The sequence below is a fragment of the Rhodopseudomonas palustris genome, assembly GCF_003226555.1.
GTDB classification, from domain to species: domain Bacteria; phylum Pseudomonadota; class Alphaproteobacteria; order Rhizobiales; family Xanthobacteraceae; genus Rhodopseudomonas; species Rhodopseudomonas palustris_I.
Map to the genome: position 1 here is coordinate 3015 of NZ_QKQS01000029.1, position 16292 is coordinate 19306.

A 16292-nucleotide genomic window follows, 5' to 3' on the forward strand; every position below is an offset into this window, starting at 1 on the left:
CTCCCCGCGCGCGGGGAGAGGTTTGGGAGACGCTTCGCTGAGCCGCTTACAGCCCGAGCACCGCCTTGCAGATGATGTTGCGCTGGATCTCGTTGGAGCCGCCGTAGATCGAGACCTTGCGGTTGTTGAAGTAACCGGGGGCGATCTGGGCGGTCCAATCCATCGTCTCGTTCGAGTCGTCGTCGCCGTGGACGTCGTAGGGCGCGGCCAGCGGGCCGATCACTTCCATCAGCAGCTCGGTGGTCGCCTGCTGAATCTCGGAGCCCTTGATCTTCAGCACCGAGGACGCCGGGTTCGGCTTGCCCTTGCCGTGCTTGCCTTCATCGGCGACGACGCGAAGCTGGGTGAGTTCGAGCGCCTTCAGCTCGATCTCGACCGCGGCCAGCTTGTCGCGGAACTTGGGATCCTCGATCACCGGCTTGCCGCCGGACTCGACCTGCGCGGCGAGCTGCTTGATCCGGCGGATGCGCTCCTTCGACATGCCGACGCGGGCGATGCCGGTGCGCTCGTTGCCGAGCAGGAACTTGGCGTAGTCCCAGCCCTTGTTCTCCTGCCCGACCAGGTTCTCCAGCGGCACCTCGACGTCGTCGAAGAACACTTCGTTGACTTCGTGGCCGCCATCGATGGTCTGGATCGGACGGACGGTGATGCCCTTGGTCTTCATGTCGACCAGGATGAAGGAGATGCCTTCCTGCTTCTTGGCGGCCGGATCGGTGCGGCACAGGCAGAAGATCCAGTCGGCGTGCTGCGCCAGCGTGGTCCAGGTCTTCTGGCCGTTGATGATCCACTTGTCGCCCTTCTTCTCCGCCTTGGTCTTGAGCGACGCGAGGTCGGAACCCGAGCCCGGCTCGGAGAAGCCCTGGCACCACCAATCGTCGACATTGGCGATGCGCGGCAGGAAGCGCTTCTTCTGCTCCTCGCTGCCGAAGGTGTAGATCACCGGGCCGACCATCGAGACGCCGAAGGCGAGCGGCTGCGGCGCGGGCGCGGCCTGCAGCTCCTCGTTGAAGATGTAGTGCTGCACGCTGCTCCAGCCGGTGCCGCCATATTCCTTCGGCCAGTGCGTCACCGCCCAGCCCTTCTTGTTGAGGATGCGATACCACTCCACCATCTCTTCCTTGGTGTTATGGCGGCCTTCGATCAGTTTCTGCCGCGTCTTGGTCGGCACATTGTCCTTGAAGAACTGCCGCACCTCGTCGCGGAACGCGATCTCTTCCTTGCTGAAATTCAGATCCATCGGATCCTCCTTGGGTCGAATTCGTCTACGAAACTATCATTCGTCATTCCGGGGCGCGCGAAGCGCGAACCCGGAATCTCGAGCTGTTGAGGAGTGCCGCAGCCACATCGGGATTCCGGGTTCGCGAGCTTGCGCTCGCGCCCCGGAATGACTCCCGTGAGGCTTACTGCACGATCTCGAACAGGCCGGCGGAGCCCATGCCGCCGCCGACGCACATCGTCACCACTGCGTACTTCGCCTTGCGGCGGCGGCCTTCGATCAGCGCGTGGCCGGCGAGGCGCGCGCCCGACATGCCGTAAGGATGGCCGACCGAAATCGCGCCGCCGTTGACGTTGAGCTTCTCCGGATCGATGCCGAGTTTGTCGCGGCAGTGCAGCACCTGCACGGCGAAGGCTTCGTTCAGCTCCCAGACGCCGATGTCGTCGACGGTGAGGCCGTGGCGCTTCAACAGGCGCGGCACCGCGAACACCGGGCCGATGCCCATCTCGTCCGGCTCGCAGCCGTGCGAGACCATACCGCGGAAGATGCCGAGCGGCTTGAGGCCCTTCGCGGCCGCGGTCTTGTCGCTCATGATCACCGTGGCCGAGGCGCCGTCGGAGAGCTGGCTGGCGTTGCCGGCGGTGATGGTGAAGCCCTCGCCGCGCACGGCCTTGAGACCGGCGAGACCTTCAGCGGTGGTTTCCGGCCGCGGGCCCTCGTCCTGCGACAGCGTGATGTCCTTGAACGAGACCTCGCCGGTCGCCTTGTCGACGACGCCCATCTTGGTCGAGATCGGCGCGATCTCGTCCTTGAACTTGCCGCCCTGCTGCGCCGCCGCGGTGCGGCGCTGGCTCTCCAGCGAATACTCGTCCTGGCGCTCGCGCGAGATGCCGTAGCGCTTCGCCACGGTTTCGGCGGTGTCGAGCATCGCCATGTAGACGTCGCCCTTGATCGCCTGCAGCGCCGGGTCGACGGCGTGGAAGGCGTTCATCTTGTCGTTCTGCACCAGGCTGATCGACTCGCCGCCGCCGCCGACCGCGATCTCGACGCCGTCGAAAATCACCGAGCGGGCGGCGAGCGCGATCGCCTGCAGGCCGGAGGCGCACTGGCGGTCGATGGTGGTGCCGGCGGTGGTCACCGGCAGGCCGGCGCGCAGCAGCGCCTTGCGGGCGATGTTGCCGCCGGTGGCGCCCTGCTGCAATGCCGCACCCATCACCACGTCCTCGACCTCCTTCGGGTCGATGCCGGCGCGCTTGACCGCGTGTTCGATGGCGTGGCCGAGCAGCGTGGCGCCCTCGGTGGCGTTGAGAGCGCCGCGATACGCCTTGCCGATCGGCGTGCGCGCGGTGGAAACGATGACGGCCTCGGTCATGGGCAGGCTCCTGCGGTTGCTGTTGGTCGTTATTGTCAGGTCTTGGTGGTGGTCTGCTGGTTGCGCAGTTCGTGGCGGGACAATTTGCCCACCGTGGTGCGCGGGAGTTCGTCACGGAATTCGACCTCGGTCGGCAGCTCGTGCTTACCGAGCTTGCCGGTGAGGAACGCACGTAGTTCATCGATGCTGAACGGCTTCGCACCGTCGCGCAGCTTGACGAAGGCCTTGGCTGCCTCGCCGCGGTAATCGTCCGGAATGCCGATCACGATCACTTCCTGCACCGCCGGGTGTTCGTAGATCGCCTGCTCGATCATCTGCGGATAGACGTTGAAGCCGCCGGAGATGATCATGTCCTTCTTGCGGTCGACCAGGAAGAAGTAACCGTCCTGATCCATGTAGCCGATGTCGCCGGTGAGAAAGCGGTCGCCGACGAAGCTGTGGGCGGCCTCTTCCGGCCGATTCCAGTAGCCCTTGGTGACGTTCGGGCCGCGCACCCGGATCTCGCCGACCTCGCCGGGCTTCAGCACCCTGGACGTATCGTCGAGCGCGACGACGTCGAGTTCGATCCCCGGCAGCATCAGGCCGATCGAGCCCGGCTTGTCCGGCCCCTGCGGCGGATGCCCGGTGCCGGGCGAGCAGGTCTCGGTCATGCCCCAGCCGCTCTTGAGCGACAGCCCGGTCTTGCGCTCGAACAGCCGCGCGACCTCGACCGGCAGCGGCGCGCCGCCGGAGCCGGCGGTGACCAGCGACGACAGATCGCGCTTCTCCAGCGACGGATCGTTGGCGAGCGCGATCCACATCGTCGGCACGCCGGGGAACGAGGTGGCGCGCTTCTCCTCGATGTCGCGGAAGATCGAGGCGACGTCGAAGCGCTGGTGCAGCGAGATCAGGTCGCCCTGGCGCAGCGTGCGAAACAGGATCACGGTGAGCGCGTAGATGTGGAACAGCGGCAGCACGCAGATCACGCGCTCGATCACGCCCTCGCGCCGGTTCGGCGCCCACCAGATGCTGAAGATCGCTTCGGCGGCGGTGAGATTGCCGTGGGTCAGCATCGCGCCTTTGGGCAACCCGGTGGTGCCGCCGGTGTATTGCAACAGCGCAATGTCGTCGGGCGACACGCTCGGCCACGACATCGGCTTCAAGGTGTCCTTGACGAAATTGGCGTAAGTAATCACCCGCGGATCGTCCGGCAGCGGCACCTGCGGCGTGCCGGCCGCGCCCCAATCATCGTCGGCACAGACGATCAGCCGGTCGAGCAACCCCTTCTCCAGGAACTTGGTGGCCATCGGCAGCAGCGCCGCGGAGTTGGTGGTGATCAGCACCCGCGCGCCGGAGTCGGTCAGTTTATGCGACAGCGCCCGCTCGCCATCGAGCGGCGACAGATGCACCACGCGGGCGCCGGCCTTCAGCGCGCCGAAGAAATTAATCGGATGGTCGGGCGTGTTGCCGAGAAACAGCGCGACCGAGCAGTCGCGGCTGTAGCCCGCCGCGAGCAATGCCGCGGCCGCCGTCTCGGCCAGCGCTTCGAGCTTGGTGTAGGTGATCTGACGATCACGGAATTCCAGCGCCGGGCGCGAGCCGTAATCCTTCGCCGCCTGCGCGAGCAGATCGACCAAGGTGCCACGCGGAATCGGCTCATCCCAGCGGATACCAGGGGGGTAGAACTGTTCGCCGGGTTTGGACATGCGGGCCACTTCGCGATTGGGGGTGAAGTATGAGTTCGTCATTCCGGGGCGCGCGCGGCGCGAGCCCGGAATCCATATCCCCTGGCCTCGCCGCGAGAGAAAGAGCGCTGCCACGCAGTGCTCAACCGAAAAGCCAGGGGGTATGGATTCCGGGTCTGCGCCCCAGAGGGGCGCATCCCGGAATGACAGGTGGAGAGGCCTGCGATCACGCCGCCGCCTTGCTCGGCTGGCCGATCGACGCGAAGGTCTTGCCTTCGTCGGCGAGCTTCTTCAGCAGCGGCGCCGGCTCCAGCGACGGGTCGTTGGTGGCCTTGGCGTAGGCGCTCAGTCGCTCGGCGATGTGCTTGAGGCCGACCGAGTCGGCGTAGTGCATCGGGCCGCCGCGATAGATCGGCCAGCCATAGCCGTACAGCCACACCACGTCGATGTCGCTCGGACGCGCCGCGATCTTCTCCTCCAAGATGCGGGCGCCCTCGTTGATCATCGGGTACACCATCCGCTCGAGGATCTCCTCGTCGGTGATGTCGCGGCGCTTCAGGCCGAGCTTGGCCAGCGTGTCGTTGATCAGCGTCTCGACTTCCGGATCGGGCAGCGGCGAACGCGACCCCTGTTCGTACTTGTAGTAGCCCTTGCCGGTCTTCTGGCCGAAGCGGCCGGCTTCGCACAACGCGTCCGCGATCTCCGACTTGATGCCGCGGTCCTTGCGCGAGCGCCAGCCGATGTCGAGGCCGGCGAGATCGCCCATCGCGAACGGTCCCATCGGCATGCCGAACTTGGTGACGACGGCGTCGACCTGCTGCGGCAGCGCGCCTTCGAACAACAGTTTCTCGGACTGCTTGGAGCGGGCCGCGAGCATGCGGTTGCCGACGAAGCCGTCGCACACGCCGACCACGACCGGGACCTTGGCGATCTTCTTGGAGATCGACACCGCGGTGAGCAGCGCGTCCGGTGCGGTCTTGGCGCCGCGCACGATCTCGCACAGCTTCATCACGTTGGCCGGCGAGAAGAAGTGCATACCGAGCACGTCCTGCGGCCGCTTGGTGACGGCGGCGATGTCGTCGATGTTCAGATAGGACGTGTTGGACGCCAGCACCGCGCCCGGCTTGGCGTGGGCGTCGATCGCGGTGAACACTTCCTTCTTCACCGCCATGGTTTCGAACACCGCCTCGATCACCAGGTCGGCGTCCTTGACGTTCTCGAGCCCGACCACGCCGGTGATCAGCGCCATCCGCTTGGCCGGCGCATCCGCCGGAATGCCGCCGCGCGCCGCGGTGGCTTCCCAATTCTTCTGCATGATGCCGAGGCCGCGCTTGAGCTGCTCCTCACCGGTCTCGATCAGCGTCACCGGAATGCCGGCATTGGCGAACGACATCGCGATGCCGCCGCCCATGGTGCCGGCGCCGATGATCGCGACGCGCGACACCGGCCGCGGCTTGGTGCCGGCAGGCACGCCATCGACCTTGGCGGCCTCACGCTCGGCGAAGAATGCGTAACGCTGCGCCTTCGACTGGTCGGAGACGAGCAGCTTCATGAAACCCTCGCGCTCCTTCTTCATGCCTTCGTCGAACGGCAGATCGATCGCGGCGCCGATTGCGTCGGCGCAGGCGAACGGAGCTTCGAGGCCGCGCGCCTTCTTGGTGATCGCCGCAACCGCATTGGTGAAGATCGAACGATCGGCCTTGGCGGCGGCGAGCTTGGAGTCGTCGTCGCGCAGCCGGCGCAGCGGGCGCTTGTCGGCCAGCACCTTCTTGGCGAACGCCACCGCACCCGCGACCAGGTCGTCAACGATCTCTTCGACCAAGCCGTGCTTGAGCGCTTCGGCCGCGCCGATCGGGTTGCCGCCGACGATCATCTGCACCGCCAGCTCGGGACCGACTGCGCGCGGCAACCGCTGCGTGCCGCCTGCACCCGGCAACAATCCCAGCTTGACCTCGGGCAGGCCCAGCTTAGCTTCCTTCACCGCGACGCGGAAATGACAACCGAGCGCGACTTCGAGGCCGCCGCCGAGCGCGGTGCCGTGAATAGCAGCGATCGTCGGCTTCGATGAATTTTCCAGCGCGGCAATAACCTCGGTGAGCGCCGGCGGCTGCGGCGGCTTACCGAATTCAGTGATGTCGGCGCCGGCAATGAAGGTGCGGCCCGCGCATACCAGCACGATCGCCTGCACGTCCGGATCGGCTACGGCGGCAGTGACGTTTTCCAGGATACCGCGGCGAACAGCCGCACTCAGCGCATTGACCGGCGGACTGTCCACAGTGACGATCGCGACCTGATCCTGCGTTGCGCGTGTGACTACTTCGCTCATGCCATTCTCCTTGGGTTTTCGTTTCTTGGTTCGTTTCGCACTGCGAAAATTAATTCCACATCTTGACATCGAGGGTTATTTTGAAGAGCGTCGATTGTCAACGACGACCATAAAACGAAACGCGTGCAGGGATGAAGCGTCCACCCAAGAAAACCGCCAACGACCGTAGTTTCGTCGTCGCCCTGGCGCGCGGACTCGAGGTGCTGCGCGCATTCGGGCCGAACGACGGATTGCTCGGCAATCAGGAGCTTGCGGCGCGCACCAAGCTGCCCAAGCCGACGATCTCGCGGTTGACCTATACCCTCACCAAGCTCGGCTATCTGACGCAGGTCCCCCGGTTCGAGAAGTATCAACTCGCGCCGGCGGCGATGTCGCTCGGTTACGCTGCAGTGGCCAATCTCGGACTGCGGCATTTGTCCCAGCCGTTCCGCGACGAATTGATGCAGCAGACCGGCGGCGCCGTCGCGGTCGGCGCGCGCGATCGTCTCAGCATGATCTATGTCGGACAAGCGCGGTCGAGCCTCACCGTCGGCGTGCAACTCGATGTCGGCTCGCGGATTCCGATTGCCACCACCGCGATGGGCCGCGCCTATCTGTGTGCACTGCCGAATGAAGAACGCGCGATTTTAATGAGAGAAATGCGCGAGTATTACGGCAGTCGCTGGCCGCGCATCAAAGAAGGCATCGAGCGCTCCGAAGAAATGGTGGAAAAGCACGGCTTCGCGATTTCAGTCGGCGAGTGGCAGGACGATGTCCACGCGGCAGGCGTCGCGATGACTCTCAACGACGGCACCGGAACTTATGCTTTCAACTGCGGTGCTCCGGCTTTCCGCTTCACGGAAGAGCGGCTAATCAACGACATTGGACCTCGCCTCGTGGCGATGGTAAGGAAAATCGAAGCGGCGCTCGGGGGAGTAGCTGCGCCGCAACCAAGAAAATCCGATAACAAAAGAACAAAAGGAGGGAAAGTTGCGCGTGTCGTCGAGGGGATCAGGTAGCAAGTCGCTGCCTCGACCGGGCTGCTGCAAATGACGCAGGCTCAGGTTTCGTCTTCCGCGTCACCGCTTCTTGCGGTGCGCGACGTCAGCGTCGTGTTCGGTGGCATCGTCGCCCTGAACGGCATTTCTTTCAACATGCAGAAGGGACAGATCCTCGGCTTGATCGGCCCGAACGGCGCCGGCAAGACCACGCTGTTCAACTGCCTGTCGCGGCTGTATCAGCCGAGCAAGGGTGACATCCTGCTCGAAGGCGAGAGCATTCTCACGCGTCCGCCGCATCGCATCGCCGAGATCGGCATCGGTCGCACCTTCCAGAACGTCGCGCTGTTTCCCAACATGTCGGTGATCGACAACGTGCGCGTCGGCGCGCATTGCCGCACGAGCAGCGACATCGTCTCGGATTCGCTGCGGATGCCGTGGATCCGCAGCAGCGAAAAGGCGCTGAACAAGAAGGTCGACGACATCCTCGGCTATCTCGAGCTGCGCGGCGTCGCCCACACCACGGTGTCGGGGTTGCCCTTCGGCACGCAGAAGCGCGTCGAGCTGGCGCGTGCGCTCGCCGCCGAGCCGAAGATTCTGCTGCTGGACGAACCGGCCGGCGGTCTCAACCACGAGGAAGTCCACATCCTCGGCGACCTGGTCCGCCGCATCCGCGACGATCGCGGCATCACCGTGCTGCTGGTCGAACACCACATGGGCATGGTGATGTCGACCGCCGACTACGTGGTCGCGCTCAATTTCGGACGCAAGCTCGCAGAGGGAACACCGACCCAGGTGCAGAACGACCCGGATGTGATCAAAGCCTATCTGGGGAGCAAGGACGAACAATGACCGCGATGCTCAATGTTCGCGACCTGCGCGCCTATTACGGCCAGGTCCAAGCGCTGCACGGGCTCGAATTCGATCTGCACGAAGGCAGCCTCACCACCCTGCTCGGCGCCAACGGTGCCGGCAAGACCACCACGCTGCGGGCGATCTGCAACATGGTGCGCTCGACCGGCTCGATCCAGTTCGAGGGCAAGACCATCAACAAGAGCTCGACGGAATCCATCGTCAAGCTCGGCATTGCCCACGTTCCGCAGGGCCGCGGCACCTTCACCACCATGACCGTGGAGGAGAACCTGCAGCTCGGCGCGATGACCCGCAAGGACACCAAGGCGATCGCCTCGGACATCGAGCGGATGTACGCGCACTTCCCTGTGCTCAAGCAGCGCCACACTCAGCAGGCCGGCACGCTGTCCGGCGGTGAACAGCAGATGCTCGCGGTCGCCCGCGCGCTGATGCTGCGACCGCGGCTGATGCTCCTCGACGAACCCTCGTTCGGCCTCGCCCCGCTGATCGTGCGGGATCTGTTCAAGATCCTCGGCAAGATCAACCGCGAGGACAAGGTCACCATCCTGGTGGTCGAACAGAACGCCCAGCTCGCCCTCGAACTCGCCGACAAGGCGTATGTGATCGAGACCGGGCGGATCGTCATGTCGGGAAATGCGGCGGAGATCGCCAGCAACGAAGACGTCCGCAAATCCTATCTGGGTTACTGAGGAGACTGGCCGTGGATCTGTTTCTGAACCAAATCCTGGCTGGCGTCGCCACCGGTGCGATCTATGCCTGTATGGCGCTCGCCGTGGTGATGATCTACCAGGCGATCGACCATCTGAACTTCGCGCAAGGCGAAATGGCGATGTTTTCGACCTTCGTCGCCTGGCAGCTGATGCAATGGGGCGTGCCCTATTGGGGCGCCTTCGTGCTGACGCTGGCGTTCTCGTTCGCGGGCGGCGTCATCATCGAACGGGCGCTGTTCAAGCCGCTCGGCAACGCGCCGGTGCTGACCCATGTGGCGGGCTTCATCGCGCTGTTCGCGATCATCAACTCGGTCGCAGGCCTGACCTGGGACTTCACCATCAAGCAGTTCCCGTCGCCGTTCGGCTCCTCGCCGTTCCTCGGCAGCCAGTTGATCTCGACCCACCAGGCCGGGATGATCGGCGTGACGATCGTGCTGTTGATCCTGCTGTTTCTGTTCTTCCAGTACACCAGGATCGGTCTCGCGATGCGTGCGGCGGCCTCGCAACCTGAATCCGCGCGGCTGGTCGGCATCAACACCTCGTGGATGATCGCACTCGGCTGGGGCATGGCGGCCGCGATCGGCTCGATCGCCGGCATGCTGATCGCGCCGGTGGTGTTCCTGGAGCCCAACATGATGGGCGGCGTGCTGATCTACGGCTTCGCAGCGGCCGTGCTCGGCGGTCTGTCCAGCCCGTTCGGCGCGGTTGTCGGCGGCTTCCTGGTCGGCGTGTTCGAGAATCTCGCCGGCACCTACATCCCGGGTGTCGGCAACGAGCTCAAACTGCCGATCGCGCTGGCGCTGATCGTCACCGTTCTCGTCGTGAAACCCACTGGCCTGTTCGGCCGCACCATCGTCAAGCGAGTCTGAACATGAGCGCTCTCCAGGAAGTCGTCAACGACACCCAACCGGTCGAGACCACGCCGAAGAAGTACATGGCGCTCAGCACCACGGCCTCTGTCGTGGTGGTGCTGCTGCTCTGTCTCGCCCCGCTGCTCGCCAAGAACTTCGTCATCTTCCAGCTGACGATGGTTCTGATCTACGCCATCGCCGTGCTGGCGTTGAACATCCTCACCGGCGGCTCCGGCCAGTTCTCGCTCGGCCAGAGCGCATTCTATGCGGTCGGCGCCTACACCTCGGCGATCCTGATGGAGAACTTCGGCGTCAACTACGCGTTGACGCTGCCGATCTCCGGAGCGATCTGCTTCCTCTGCGGCTACCTGTTCGGCCTGCCGGCGCTGCGATTGAGCGGCATCTATCTGGCGCTCGCGACCTTCGCGCTCGCCACCGCAATGCCGCAACTCCTCAAGCTGCACTACTTCGAGCACTGGACCGGCGGCGTCCAGGGTCTGGTCATCACCAAGCCCGACGCGCCGTTCGACCTGCCGATGTCGCAGGACATGTGGCTGTACTACTTCGTGCTGGCGGTCTCGATGGTGATCTACGTCGCCTCGGTCAACCTGCTGAAGTCGCGCTCGGGCCGGGCGATGATGGCGATCCGCGACAACGAAATCGCCGCTTCGGCGATGGGCGTGGACGTGGCGCGCTACAAGACCCTGGCGTTCGGCATCAGCGCCGGCATCACCGGCGTCGCCGGCGGCCTCGGTGCCATCGCGGTGCAGTTCGTCGCGCCCGACAGCTACACCATCCAGCTCGCGATCGCGCTGTTCCTCGGCATGGTGGTCGGCGGCGTCGGCTGGCTGCCCGGCTCGATCGTCGGCGCGGCGTTCATCGTGTTCGTGCCGAACATCGCGGAAGAGTTTTCCAAGGGCCTCTCCGGTGCGGTGTTCGGCGTGATCCTGGTGCTGATCATCTTCCTGCTGCCGCACGGCTCGCGGCAGATCGCCTACACGGTGCAGAACTGGGTGCACAAACTCGGCCGGCGGGCATAACCCGCCCGCACCGTCCACTCCGGCCCCTCGCGACCCGCTCGCGAGGGGCTTTTTCTTTGGCCGAATGCTCACGCGCCTCTGCACCGACGGCGTAGCTGTTGCCCGATCGGAGGGTGTCGCGCCGTGCGGCACGGGCGTATGCAGGGCGCCAACGCAGCGCGCGGCGACCGCGCGCCACACGCGATCCGATCGAGCCATGTCGTCCTTGAGCTTCTGCCGGACGCGCCGACGCGCGCTGCTGGTCCTGTCCGCCGCCGCCCTCACCCTGGCCTCGCCGGCGCTTGCTGACTCCGCCGCGGGGAGCGACGACCGCGTCATCCGGATCGGCAATCTGATGCCGTATTCCGGGCCGGCCTCGGCCTATTCGATCGTCGGCCGGATCGAACAGGCCTATTTCAAGATGATCAACGATCAGGGCGGCATCAACGGCCGCCGGATCGAGTTCATCTCCTATGACGATGCCTACAATCCGGCCAAGGCGGTCGAGCAGGTGCGCAAGCTGGTCGAGCGCGACCAGGTGCTGCTGGTGTTCAGCGCGATGGGCACACCGACGAATGCCGCGATCCAGAAATATCTCAACCTCAAGCAGGTGCCGCAATTGTTCGCCGCCACCGGCGCCACCCGGTTCGGCGATCCCACGGCATTCCCGTGGACGATGGGGTGGCAGCCGCCCTACCAGAGCGAAGGCCGGGTCTACGCCAAGTATATCCTCGCCATCCGGCCGCAGGGCCGGATCGCGGTGCTGTATCAGAACGACGATCTCGGCCGCGACCTGCTGAAGGGTCTAAAGGACGGCCTCGGCGGCCACGCTGCGATGATCGCCCTCGAGGAGAGCTACGAAGTCGCCGAGCCCTCTGCCGACAACCACATCGCGCGGATGAAGGCGTCCGGCGCCGACGTGTTCGTCTCGATCACCACGCCGAAATTCGCCGCCCAGAGCATCAAGGCTGCCGCCGCGCTGGACTGGCATCCGCTCTATGTGCAGGCGCTGGTGTCGGCCTCGATCGCCGCCGTGCTGCGGCCCGCCGGGCTCGACGCCTCGCAGGGGCTGGTCTCGGCCGCCTACAACAAGGACGCAGCCGATCCGCAGTGGCGTGACGATGCCGGCATGCAACGGTTCCACGCCTTCCTCGACGCCTACGCACCGGATGTCGACCGCGGTGACAATTCGGTCGTGTACGGCTACGGCGCCGCACAATGCCTGGTCGAGGTGCTACGCCGCGCCGGCGACGATCTCAGCCGCACCAACATCATGAAACAAGCCGCAAGCCTCCAGGGCTACGCGCCCGATACGCTGCTTCCCGGCATCACAGTGAACACGGCAGCGGACGACTTCCATCCGATCGAACAGCTGCGGATGATGCGGTTCTCCGGCGATCATTGGGAGCTGTTCGGCCCGGTGATCGACGGCAGGCTACGCGACTAAACTCCACGCATGCACCGCCTCGGAAAAACTCCGCATGGCGGGATATGATCACCACCGCCGCGCCGATTTCCCTCGACGCGGCTTTTAGTTGCTGCAACCGCGAGAACCGTGTTCAATTGGCTCCGGACCTCGAAGTCCACAAAAAGAATCGAAATCCCAAGGAGCCTATTGATGCCCGCCTTCCGTTCGGGCGCGTTTGCCGTTTCGGCAGCCGTCGCCGTCAGTTTCGCCGCGTTCAGCGGCACTGCCTTCGCCCAAAAGAAATACGACACCGGTGCGTCCGACACCGAAATCAAGATCGGCAACATCATGCCCTATTCGGGCCCGGCATCCGCCTACGGCACCATCGGCAAGACCGAGGAAGCCTATTTCCGGATGATCAACGACCAGGGCGGCATCAACGGCCGCAAGATCAACTTCATCAGCTACGACGACGCCTATTCGCCGCCGAAGGCCGTCGAGCAGGCGCGCAAGCTGGTCGAGAGTGACGAAGTGCTGGCGGTGTTCAATCCGCTCGGCACGCCGTCGAACACCGCGATCCAGAAGTATCTCAACGCCAAGAAGGTGCCACAGCTGTTCGTCGCCACCGGCGCCAGCAAGTGGAACGATCCGAAACACTTCCCGTGGACGATCGGCTGGCAGCCGTCGTACCAGAGCGAAGCCCAGATCTACGTCAAGTACATCCTGAAGGAGAAGCCGAACGCCAAGGTGGCGATCCTGTATCAGAACGACGACTTCGGGAAGGACTACCTCAAGGGCACGATCGACGGCTTCGGCGACAAGGCCAAGTCGATGGTGATCGCCGAGGAGGCCTACGAGATCTCCGAGCCGTCGATCGACGGGCACATCGTCAAGCTGAAGGCGCTCAATCCCGACGTGCTGCTGATCTACACCACGCCGAAATTCGGCGCGCAGACCATCCGCAAGACCGCCGAGCTCGGCTGGAAACCGATGCAGATCCTGACCAACGTCTCCGCCTCGGTCGGCAGCGTGATGAAGCCCGCCGGCTTCGACAACTCGCAGGGCGTGCTGTCGGCCGCCTACGCCAAGGATCCGACCGACCCGCAGTGGGACAACGATCCGAAGTTCAAGAACTGGCATGCGTTCGTCGACAAGTACATGCCGGGCGCCAGCAAGTCCGACAGCAACATGGTGTACGGCTACGGCGCCGCCGCCACGCTGGTCGAGGTGCTGAAGCGCTGCGGCGACGATCTGACCCGCGCCAACGTGATGAAGCAGGCGGCGAGCCTGAAGGATTTCGAACCCGACACCCTGCTGCCGGGCATCAAGATCAACACCTCGCCCACCGATTTCGCCCCGATCAGCCAGTTGCAGATGATGCGATTCAAGGGCGAGCGCTGGGAACTGTTCGGCGACATCATCTCCGCCGACTCCGCGAGCAAGTGATCGCTCGAACGCGATAACCCCTTCCGTCCACCGAGCCCCCGGCAAGCGATTGCCGGGGGCTTTGTTTTGCCGGCAGGCGAATCGCAGCTCTTGGCCGCAACGCAGCATCAGTCATCGATTGCGCCGACGGCCGCCACCGCACCAACCGGCGATTCCACCCACAACCGACACGAGCGGGTGCGGCGCACCAAGACCCTGCACGATAGCGCCACACGTAGTTCTACCTGGATGATTAGTTCGGGAATGGTTACTTCGCATTGCAACATGCTGAAGTAACGACGACTGGCGCTTGCTGGACCGAGTCGGAAGGTGTTCAATGTCGGCGAAAGGGCCATCAAGAGCCCGTAAACCCGACACAACAAACACACATCCAAGAAAAGGGAGTCAGCAATGCCTTCACTCCGTTCGCACGCGGCTGCGCTTTCCGCGGCAGTTCTCGTCAGTTTCGCAGCCTCGAACGGCGCACTCGCGCAAAAGAAATACGATCGGGGCGCAAGCGATACCGAAATCAAGATCGGCAACATCATGCCCTACAGCGGCCCAGCCTCCGCTTACGGTGTGATCGGCCGCACCGAGGCCGCCTACTTCAAGATGATCAACGACAAGGGCGGCATCAACGGCCGTAAGATCAACTTCATCAGCTACGACGACGCCTACTCGCCGCCGAAGACGGTGGAGCAGGCGCGCAAGCTGGTCGAGAGCGACGAAGTGCTGCTGATCTTCAACTCGCTGGGCACGCCGCCGAACTCGGCGATCCACAAATACATGAACAGCAAGAAGGTGCCGCAGCTGTTCGTCGCCACCGGCGCCAGCAAGTGGAACGACCCGAAGAACTATCCCTGGACGATGGGCTGGCAGCCGAACTACCAGAGCGAGACCCAGATCTACGCGAAATACATCCTCAAGAACATGCCGAACGCCAAGATCGCCGTGCTGTATCAGAACGACGATTACGGCAAGGACTATCTGAAGGGCTTCGAGGACGGCCTCGGCGCCAAGCACGCCTCGATGATCGTGATGAAGGAGAGCTACGAGGTCGCCGAGCCGACGATCGACAACCATATCGTCAAGCTGAAGTCGACCGGCGCCGACGTCTTCATCAACATCACGACGCCGAAATTCGCCGCCCAGGCGATCAAGAAACTCGCCGAGATCGGCTGGAAGCCGACCCACTTCCTCAACAACGTGTCGGCCTCGGTCGGCAGCGTGATCAAGCCGGCGGGCTTCGACAACGCCCAAGGCATCATCTCGGCGGCGTATCTGAAGGACGTCTCCGACGAGCAGTGGAAGAACGACCCCGGCATGAAGGAGTTCATCGCCTTCATGGACAAGGAGTTCCCGGAGGGCAACAAGCTCGACGGCGGCACCGTGGTCGGCTACGGCGTGGCGCAGACGCTGGTGCACGTGCTGAAGAACTGCGGCGACAACCTCACCCGCGCCAACGTGATGAAGCAGGCCGCCAGCCTGAAGGACTTCCGCACCGAAGTGCTGCTGCCGGGCGTCAAGATCAACACCTCGGCGACCGACTTCGCACCGATCAGCCAGTTGCAGCTGCAGCGCTTCAAGGGCGAGAAGTGGGAGCTGTTCGGCGACGTCATCAGCGCCGATGTCGGGGGCTGACCTGGACTGATCCAGCAACAAACAACAGCCCCGGGCGGCAACGCCCGGGGCTTCGTCGTTTCGATCCGCGGATAGCCTGCGAAAGGCGGCCGGTTACGCCGCGGCTTCGTAGTTGACTTCGCTCTCGGCCAGCTTGGACAGCGTCTGGTCGGTGGTCTTCTCCTGCTGCAGAGTCTGGTCGATCAGCTTGACCGCGTCCTTCATGCCGAGCAGGCCGGCCCAGGTCTTCAGCGTGCCGTAGCGGGAGATCTCGTAATGCTCCACAGCCTGGGCGGCGGCGAGCAGGCCGGCGTCGAGCGCCTCGGTGCCCTTGTACTCGTCCATGATCTCCTTGCCCTCGTCGATGATACCGAGGATGGCGTCGCAGGTCTTGCCGCGGGCCGGCTTCTCGAGCAGTTCGAACACCTGCTCCAGCCGCTCGATCTGGCCTTCGGTTTCGTCACGATGCTTCTCGAATGCGGCGCGCAGCTTGTCCGAGGTCGCCGCCTTCGCCATCTTCGGCAGCGCCTTCAGGATCTGCTTCTCGGCGAAGTAGATGTCTTTCAGGGTATCGAAAAACAGGTCGTTGAGGTCCTTGTCCTTGGTCCCAGCCATATTGGTACTCTCCATGAAACCGTGAGTGAGGGGCCTTGCCCTCCCGCCCAACGCAACCTTCGCCAGATCGTTCCTAGGGCACCGTTGTCATCCAACTGTCAAATCACTGCGGCACAGTCGTCGTGCTGCTGCGAGGTGATGATGATCCCGGAAACGTTCGGCCCAACCACCGCCATGGCACCGGCCGGGCGCGGCGCGCGACGGATTCCGGACTGA

The 16292-nt window shown here is 64.2% G+C and carries 13 protein-coding genes; 8 read left to right on the top strand and 5 right to left on the bottom strand.

All coding sequences use genetic code 11. The features are described from left to right. Positions 1-46 precede the first annotated feature (46 nt). The 4 genes from pimC to DNX69_RS22455 all read right to left on the bottom strand — a co-directional run bounded on the left by pimC (position 47) and on the right by DNX69_RS22455 (position 6578). The gene (gene pimC / locus DNX69_RS22440; protein WP_110788233.1) at positions 47-1237 is read right to left on the bottom strand and encodes a pimeloyl-CoA dehydrogenase large subunit; all 1191 of its coding nucleotides are present in this window, start codon (positions 1235-1237) and stop codon (positions 47-49) included. 163 nt (positions 1238-1400) lie between these two features. Beyond that, on the bottom strand, positions 1401-2588 hold the full coding sequence (locus DNX69_RS22445; RefSeq protein ID WP_110788234.1) for an acetyl-CoA C-acyltransferase: 1188 nt from the start codon (positions 2586-2588) through the stop codon (positions 1401-1403). Positions 2589-2623: 35 nt separating this feature from the next. Further along, entirely contained in the window at positions 2624-4273 is a 1650-nt protein-coding gene (gene pimA, locus DNX69_RS22450; protein WP_110788235.1) for a dicarboxylate--CoA ligase PimA, read from the bottom strand. 205 nt (positions 4274-4478) lie between these two features. Beyond that, positions 4479-6578, bottom strand: coding sequence for a 3-hydroxyacyl-CoA dehydrogenase NAD-binding domain-containing protein (locus DNX69_RS22455; protein WP_110788236.1), 2100 nt, complete (start codon positions 6576-6578; stop codon positions 4479-4481). A 131-nt stretch (positions 6579-6709) separates the two neighbouring features. Here DNX69_RS22455 and DNX69_RS22460 point away from each other — a divergent pair, with 131 nt between their 5' ends. The 8 genes from DNX69_RS22460 to DNX69_RS22495 all read left to right on the top strand — a co-directional run bounded on the left by DNX69_RS22460 (position 6710) and on the right by DNX69_RS22495 (position 15482). Then, positions 6710-7576 (top strand): IclR family transcriptional regulator, encoded by an 867-nt coding sequence (locus tag DNX69_RS22460; protein ID WP_110788237.1) that lies wholly within the window; start codon positions 6710-6712, stop codon positions 7574-7576. 30 nt (positions 7577-7606) lie between these two features. Continuing rightward, complete coding sequence (locus tag DNX69_RS22465; RefSeq protein WP_110788238.1) at positions 7607-8407, top strand: ABC transporter ATP-binding protein; 801 nt, start codon at positions 7607-7609, stop codon at positions 8405-8407. Continuing rightward, complete coding sequence (locus DNX69_RS22470; RefSeq protein ID WP_110788239.1) at positions 8404-9117, top strand: ABC transporter ATP-binding protein; 714 nt, start codon at positions 8404-8406, stop codon at positions 9115-9117. Before DNX69_RS22465 ends, DNX69_RS22470 begins: the two co-directional genes overlap by 4 nt. A gap of 11 nt (positions 9118-9128) precedes the next feature. Then, positions 9129-10007 carry a branched-chain amino acid ABC transporter permease gene (locus tag DNX69_RS22475; RefSeq protein ID WP_110788240.1) on the top strand — a complete coding sequence of 293 codons (879 nt, stop codon included), beginning with the start codon at positions 9129-9131 and terminating at the stop codon, positions 10005-10007. A gap of 2 nt (positions 10008-10009) precedes the next feature. Next, on the top strand, positions 10010-11029 hold the full coding sequence (locus DNX69_RS22480; protein WP_110788241.1) for a branched-chain amino acid ABC transporter permease: 1020 nt from the start codon (positions 10010-10012) through the stop codon (positions 11027-11029). A gap of 196 nt (positions 11030-11225) precedes the next feature. Continuing rightward, positions 11226-12455 carry an ABC transporter substrate-binding protein gene (locus DNX69_RS22485; protein ID WP_110788242.1) on the top strand — a complete coding sequence of 410 codons (1230 nt, stop codon included), beginning with the start codon at positions 11226-11228 and terminating at the stop codon, positions 12453-12455. 171 nt (positions 12456-12626) lie between these two features. Then, positions 12627-13862, top strand: coding sequence for an ABC transporter substrate-binding protein (locus tag DNX69_RS22490; RefSeq protein ID WP_110788243.1), 1236 nt, complete (start codon positions 12627-12629; stop codon positions 13860-13862). A 390-nt stretch (positions 13863-14252) separates the two neighbouring features. Then, positions 14253-15482, top strand: coding sequence for an ABC transporter substrate-binding protein (locus DNX69_RS22495; RefSeq protein ID WP_110788244.1), 1230 nt, complete (start codon positions 14253-14255; stop codon positions 15480-15482). 93 nt (positions 15483-15575) lie between these two features. Here the strand turns inward: DNX69_RS22495 and DNX69_RS22500 are convergent, their stop codons facing one another. Further along, entirely contained in the window at positions 15576-16076 is a 501-nt protein-coding gene (locus DNX69_RS22500) for a ferritin-like domain-containing protein (protein ID WP_110788245.1), read from the bottom strand. Positions 16077-16292 lie beyond the last annotated feature (216 nt).

Bases quoted from the DNA above. Each gene is read 5' to 3' on its own strand.
- pimC (WP_110788233.1), bottom strand. From the start codon at position 1,237: ATGGATCTGAATTTCAGCAAGGAAGAGATCGCGTTCCGCGACGAGGTG.
- DNX69_RS22445 (WP_110788234.1), bottom strand. From the start codon at position 2,588: ATGACCGAGGCCGTCATCGTTTCCACCGCGCGCACGCCGATCGGCAAG.
- pimA (WP_110788235.1), bottom strand. From the start codon at position 4,273: ATGTCCAAACCCGGCGAACAGTTCTACCCCCCTGGTATCCGCTGGGAT.
- DNX69_RS22455 (WP_110788236.1), bottom strand. From the start codon at position 6,578: ATGAGCGAAGTAGTCACACGCGCAACGCAGGATCAGGTCGCGATCGTC.
- DNX69_RS22460 (WP_110788237.1), top strand. From the start codon at position 6,710: ATGAAGCGTCCACCCAAGAAAACCGCCAACGACCGTAGTTTCGTCGTC.
- DNX69_RS22465 (WP_110788238.1), top strand. From the start codon at position 7,607: ATGACGCAGGCTCAGGTTTCGTCTTCCGCGTCACCGCTTCTTGCGGTG.
- DNX69_RS22470 (WP_110788239.1), top strand. From the start codon at position 8,404: ATGACCGCGATGCTCAATGTTCGCGACCTGCGCGCCTATTACGGCCAG.
- DNX69_RS22480 (WP_110788241.1), top strand. From the start codon at position 10,010: ATGAGCGCTCTCCAGGAAGTCGTCAACGACACCCAACCGGTCGAGACC.
- DNX69_RS22485 (WP_110788242.1), top strand. From the start codon at position 11,226: ATGTCGTCCTTGAGCTTCTGCCGGACGCGCCGACGCGCGCTGCTGGTC.
- DNX69_RS22490 (WP_110788243.1), top strand. From the start codon at position 12,627: ATGCCCGCCTTCCGTTCGGGCGCGTTTGCCGTTTCGGCAGCCGTCGCC.
- DNX69_RS22495 (WP_110788244.1), top strand. From the start codon at position 14,253: ATGCCTTCACTCCGTTCGCACGCGGCTGCGCTTTCCGCGGCAGTTCTC.
- DNX69_RS22500 (WP_110788245.1), bottom strand. From the start codon at position 16,076: ATGGCTGGGACCAAGGACAAGGACCTCAACGACCTGTTTTTCGATACC.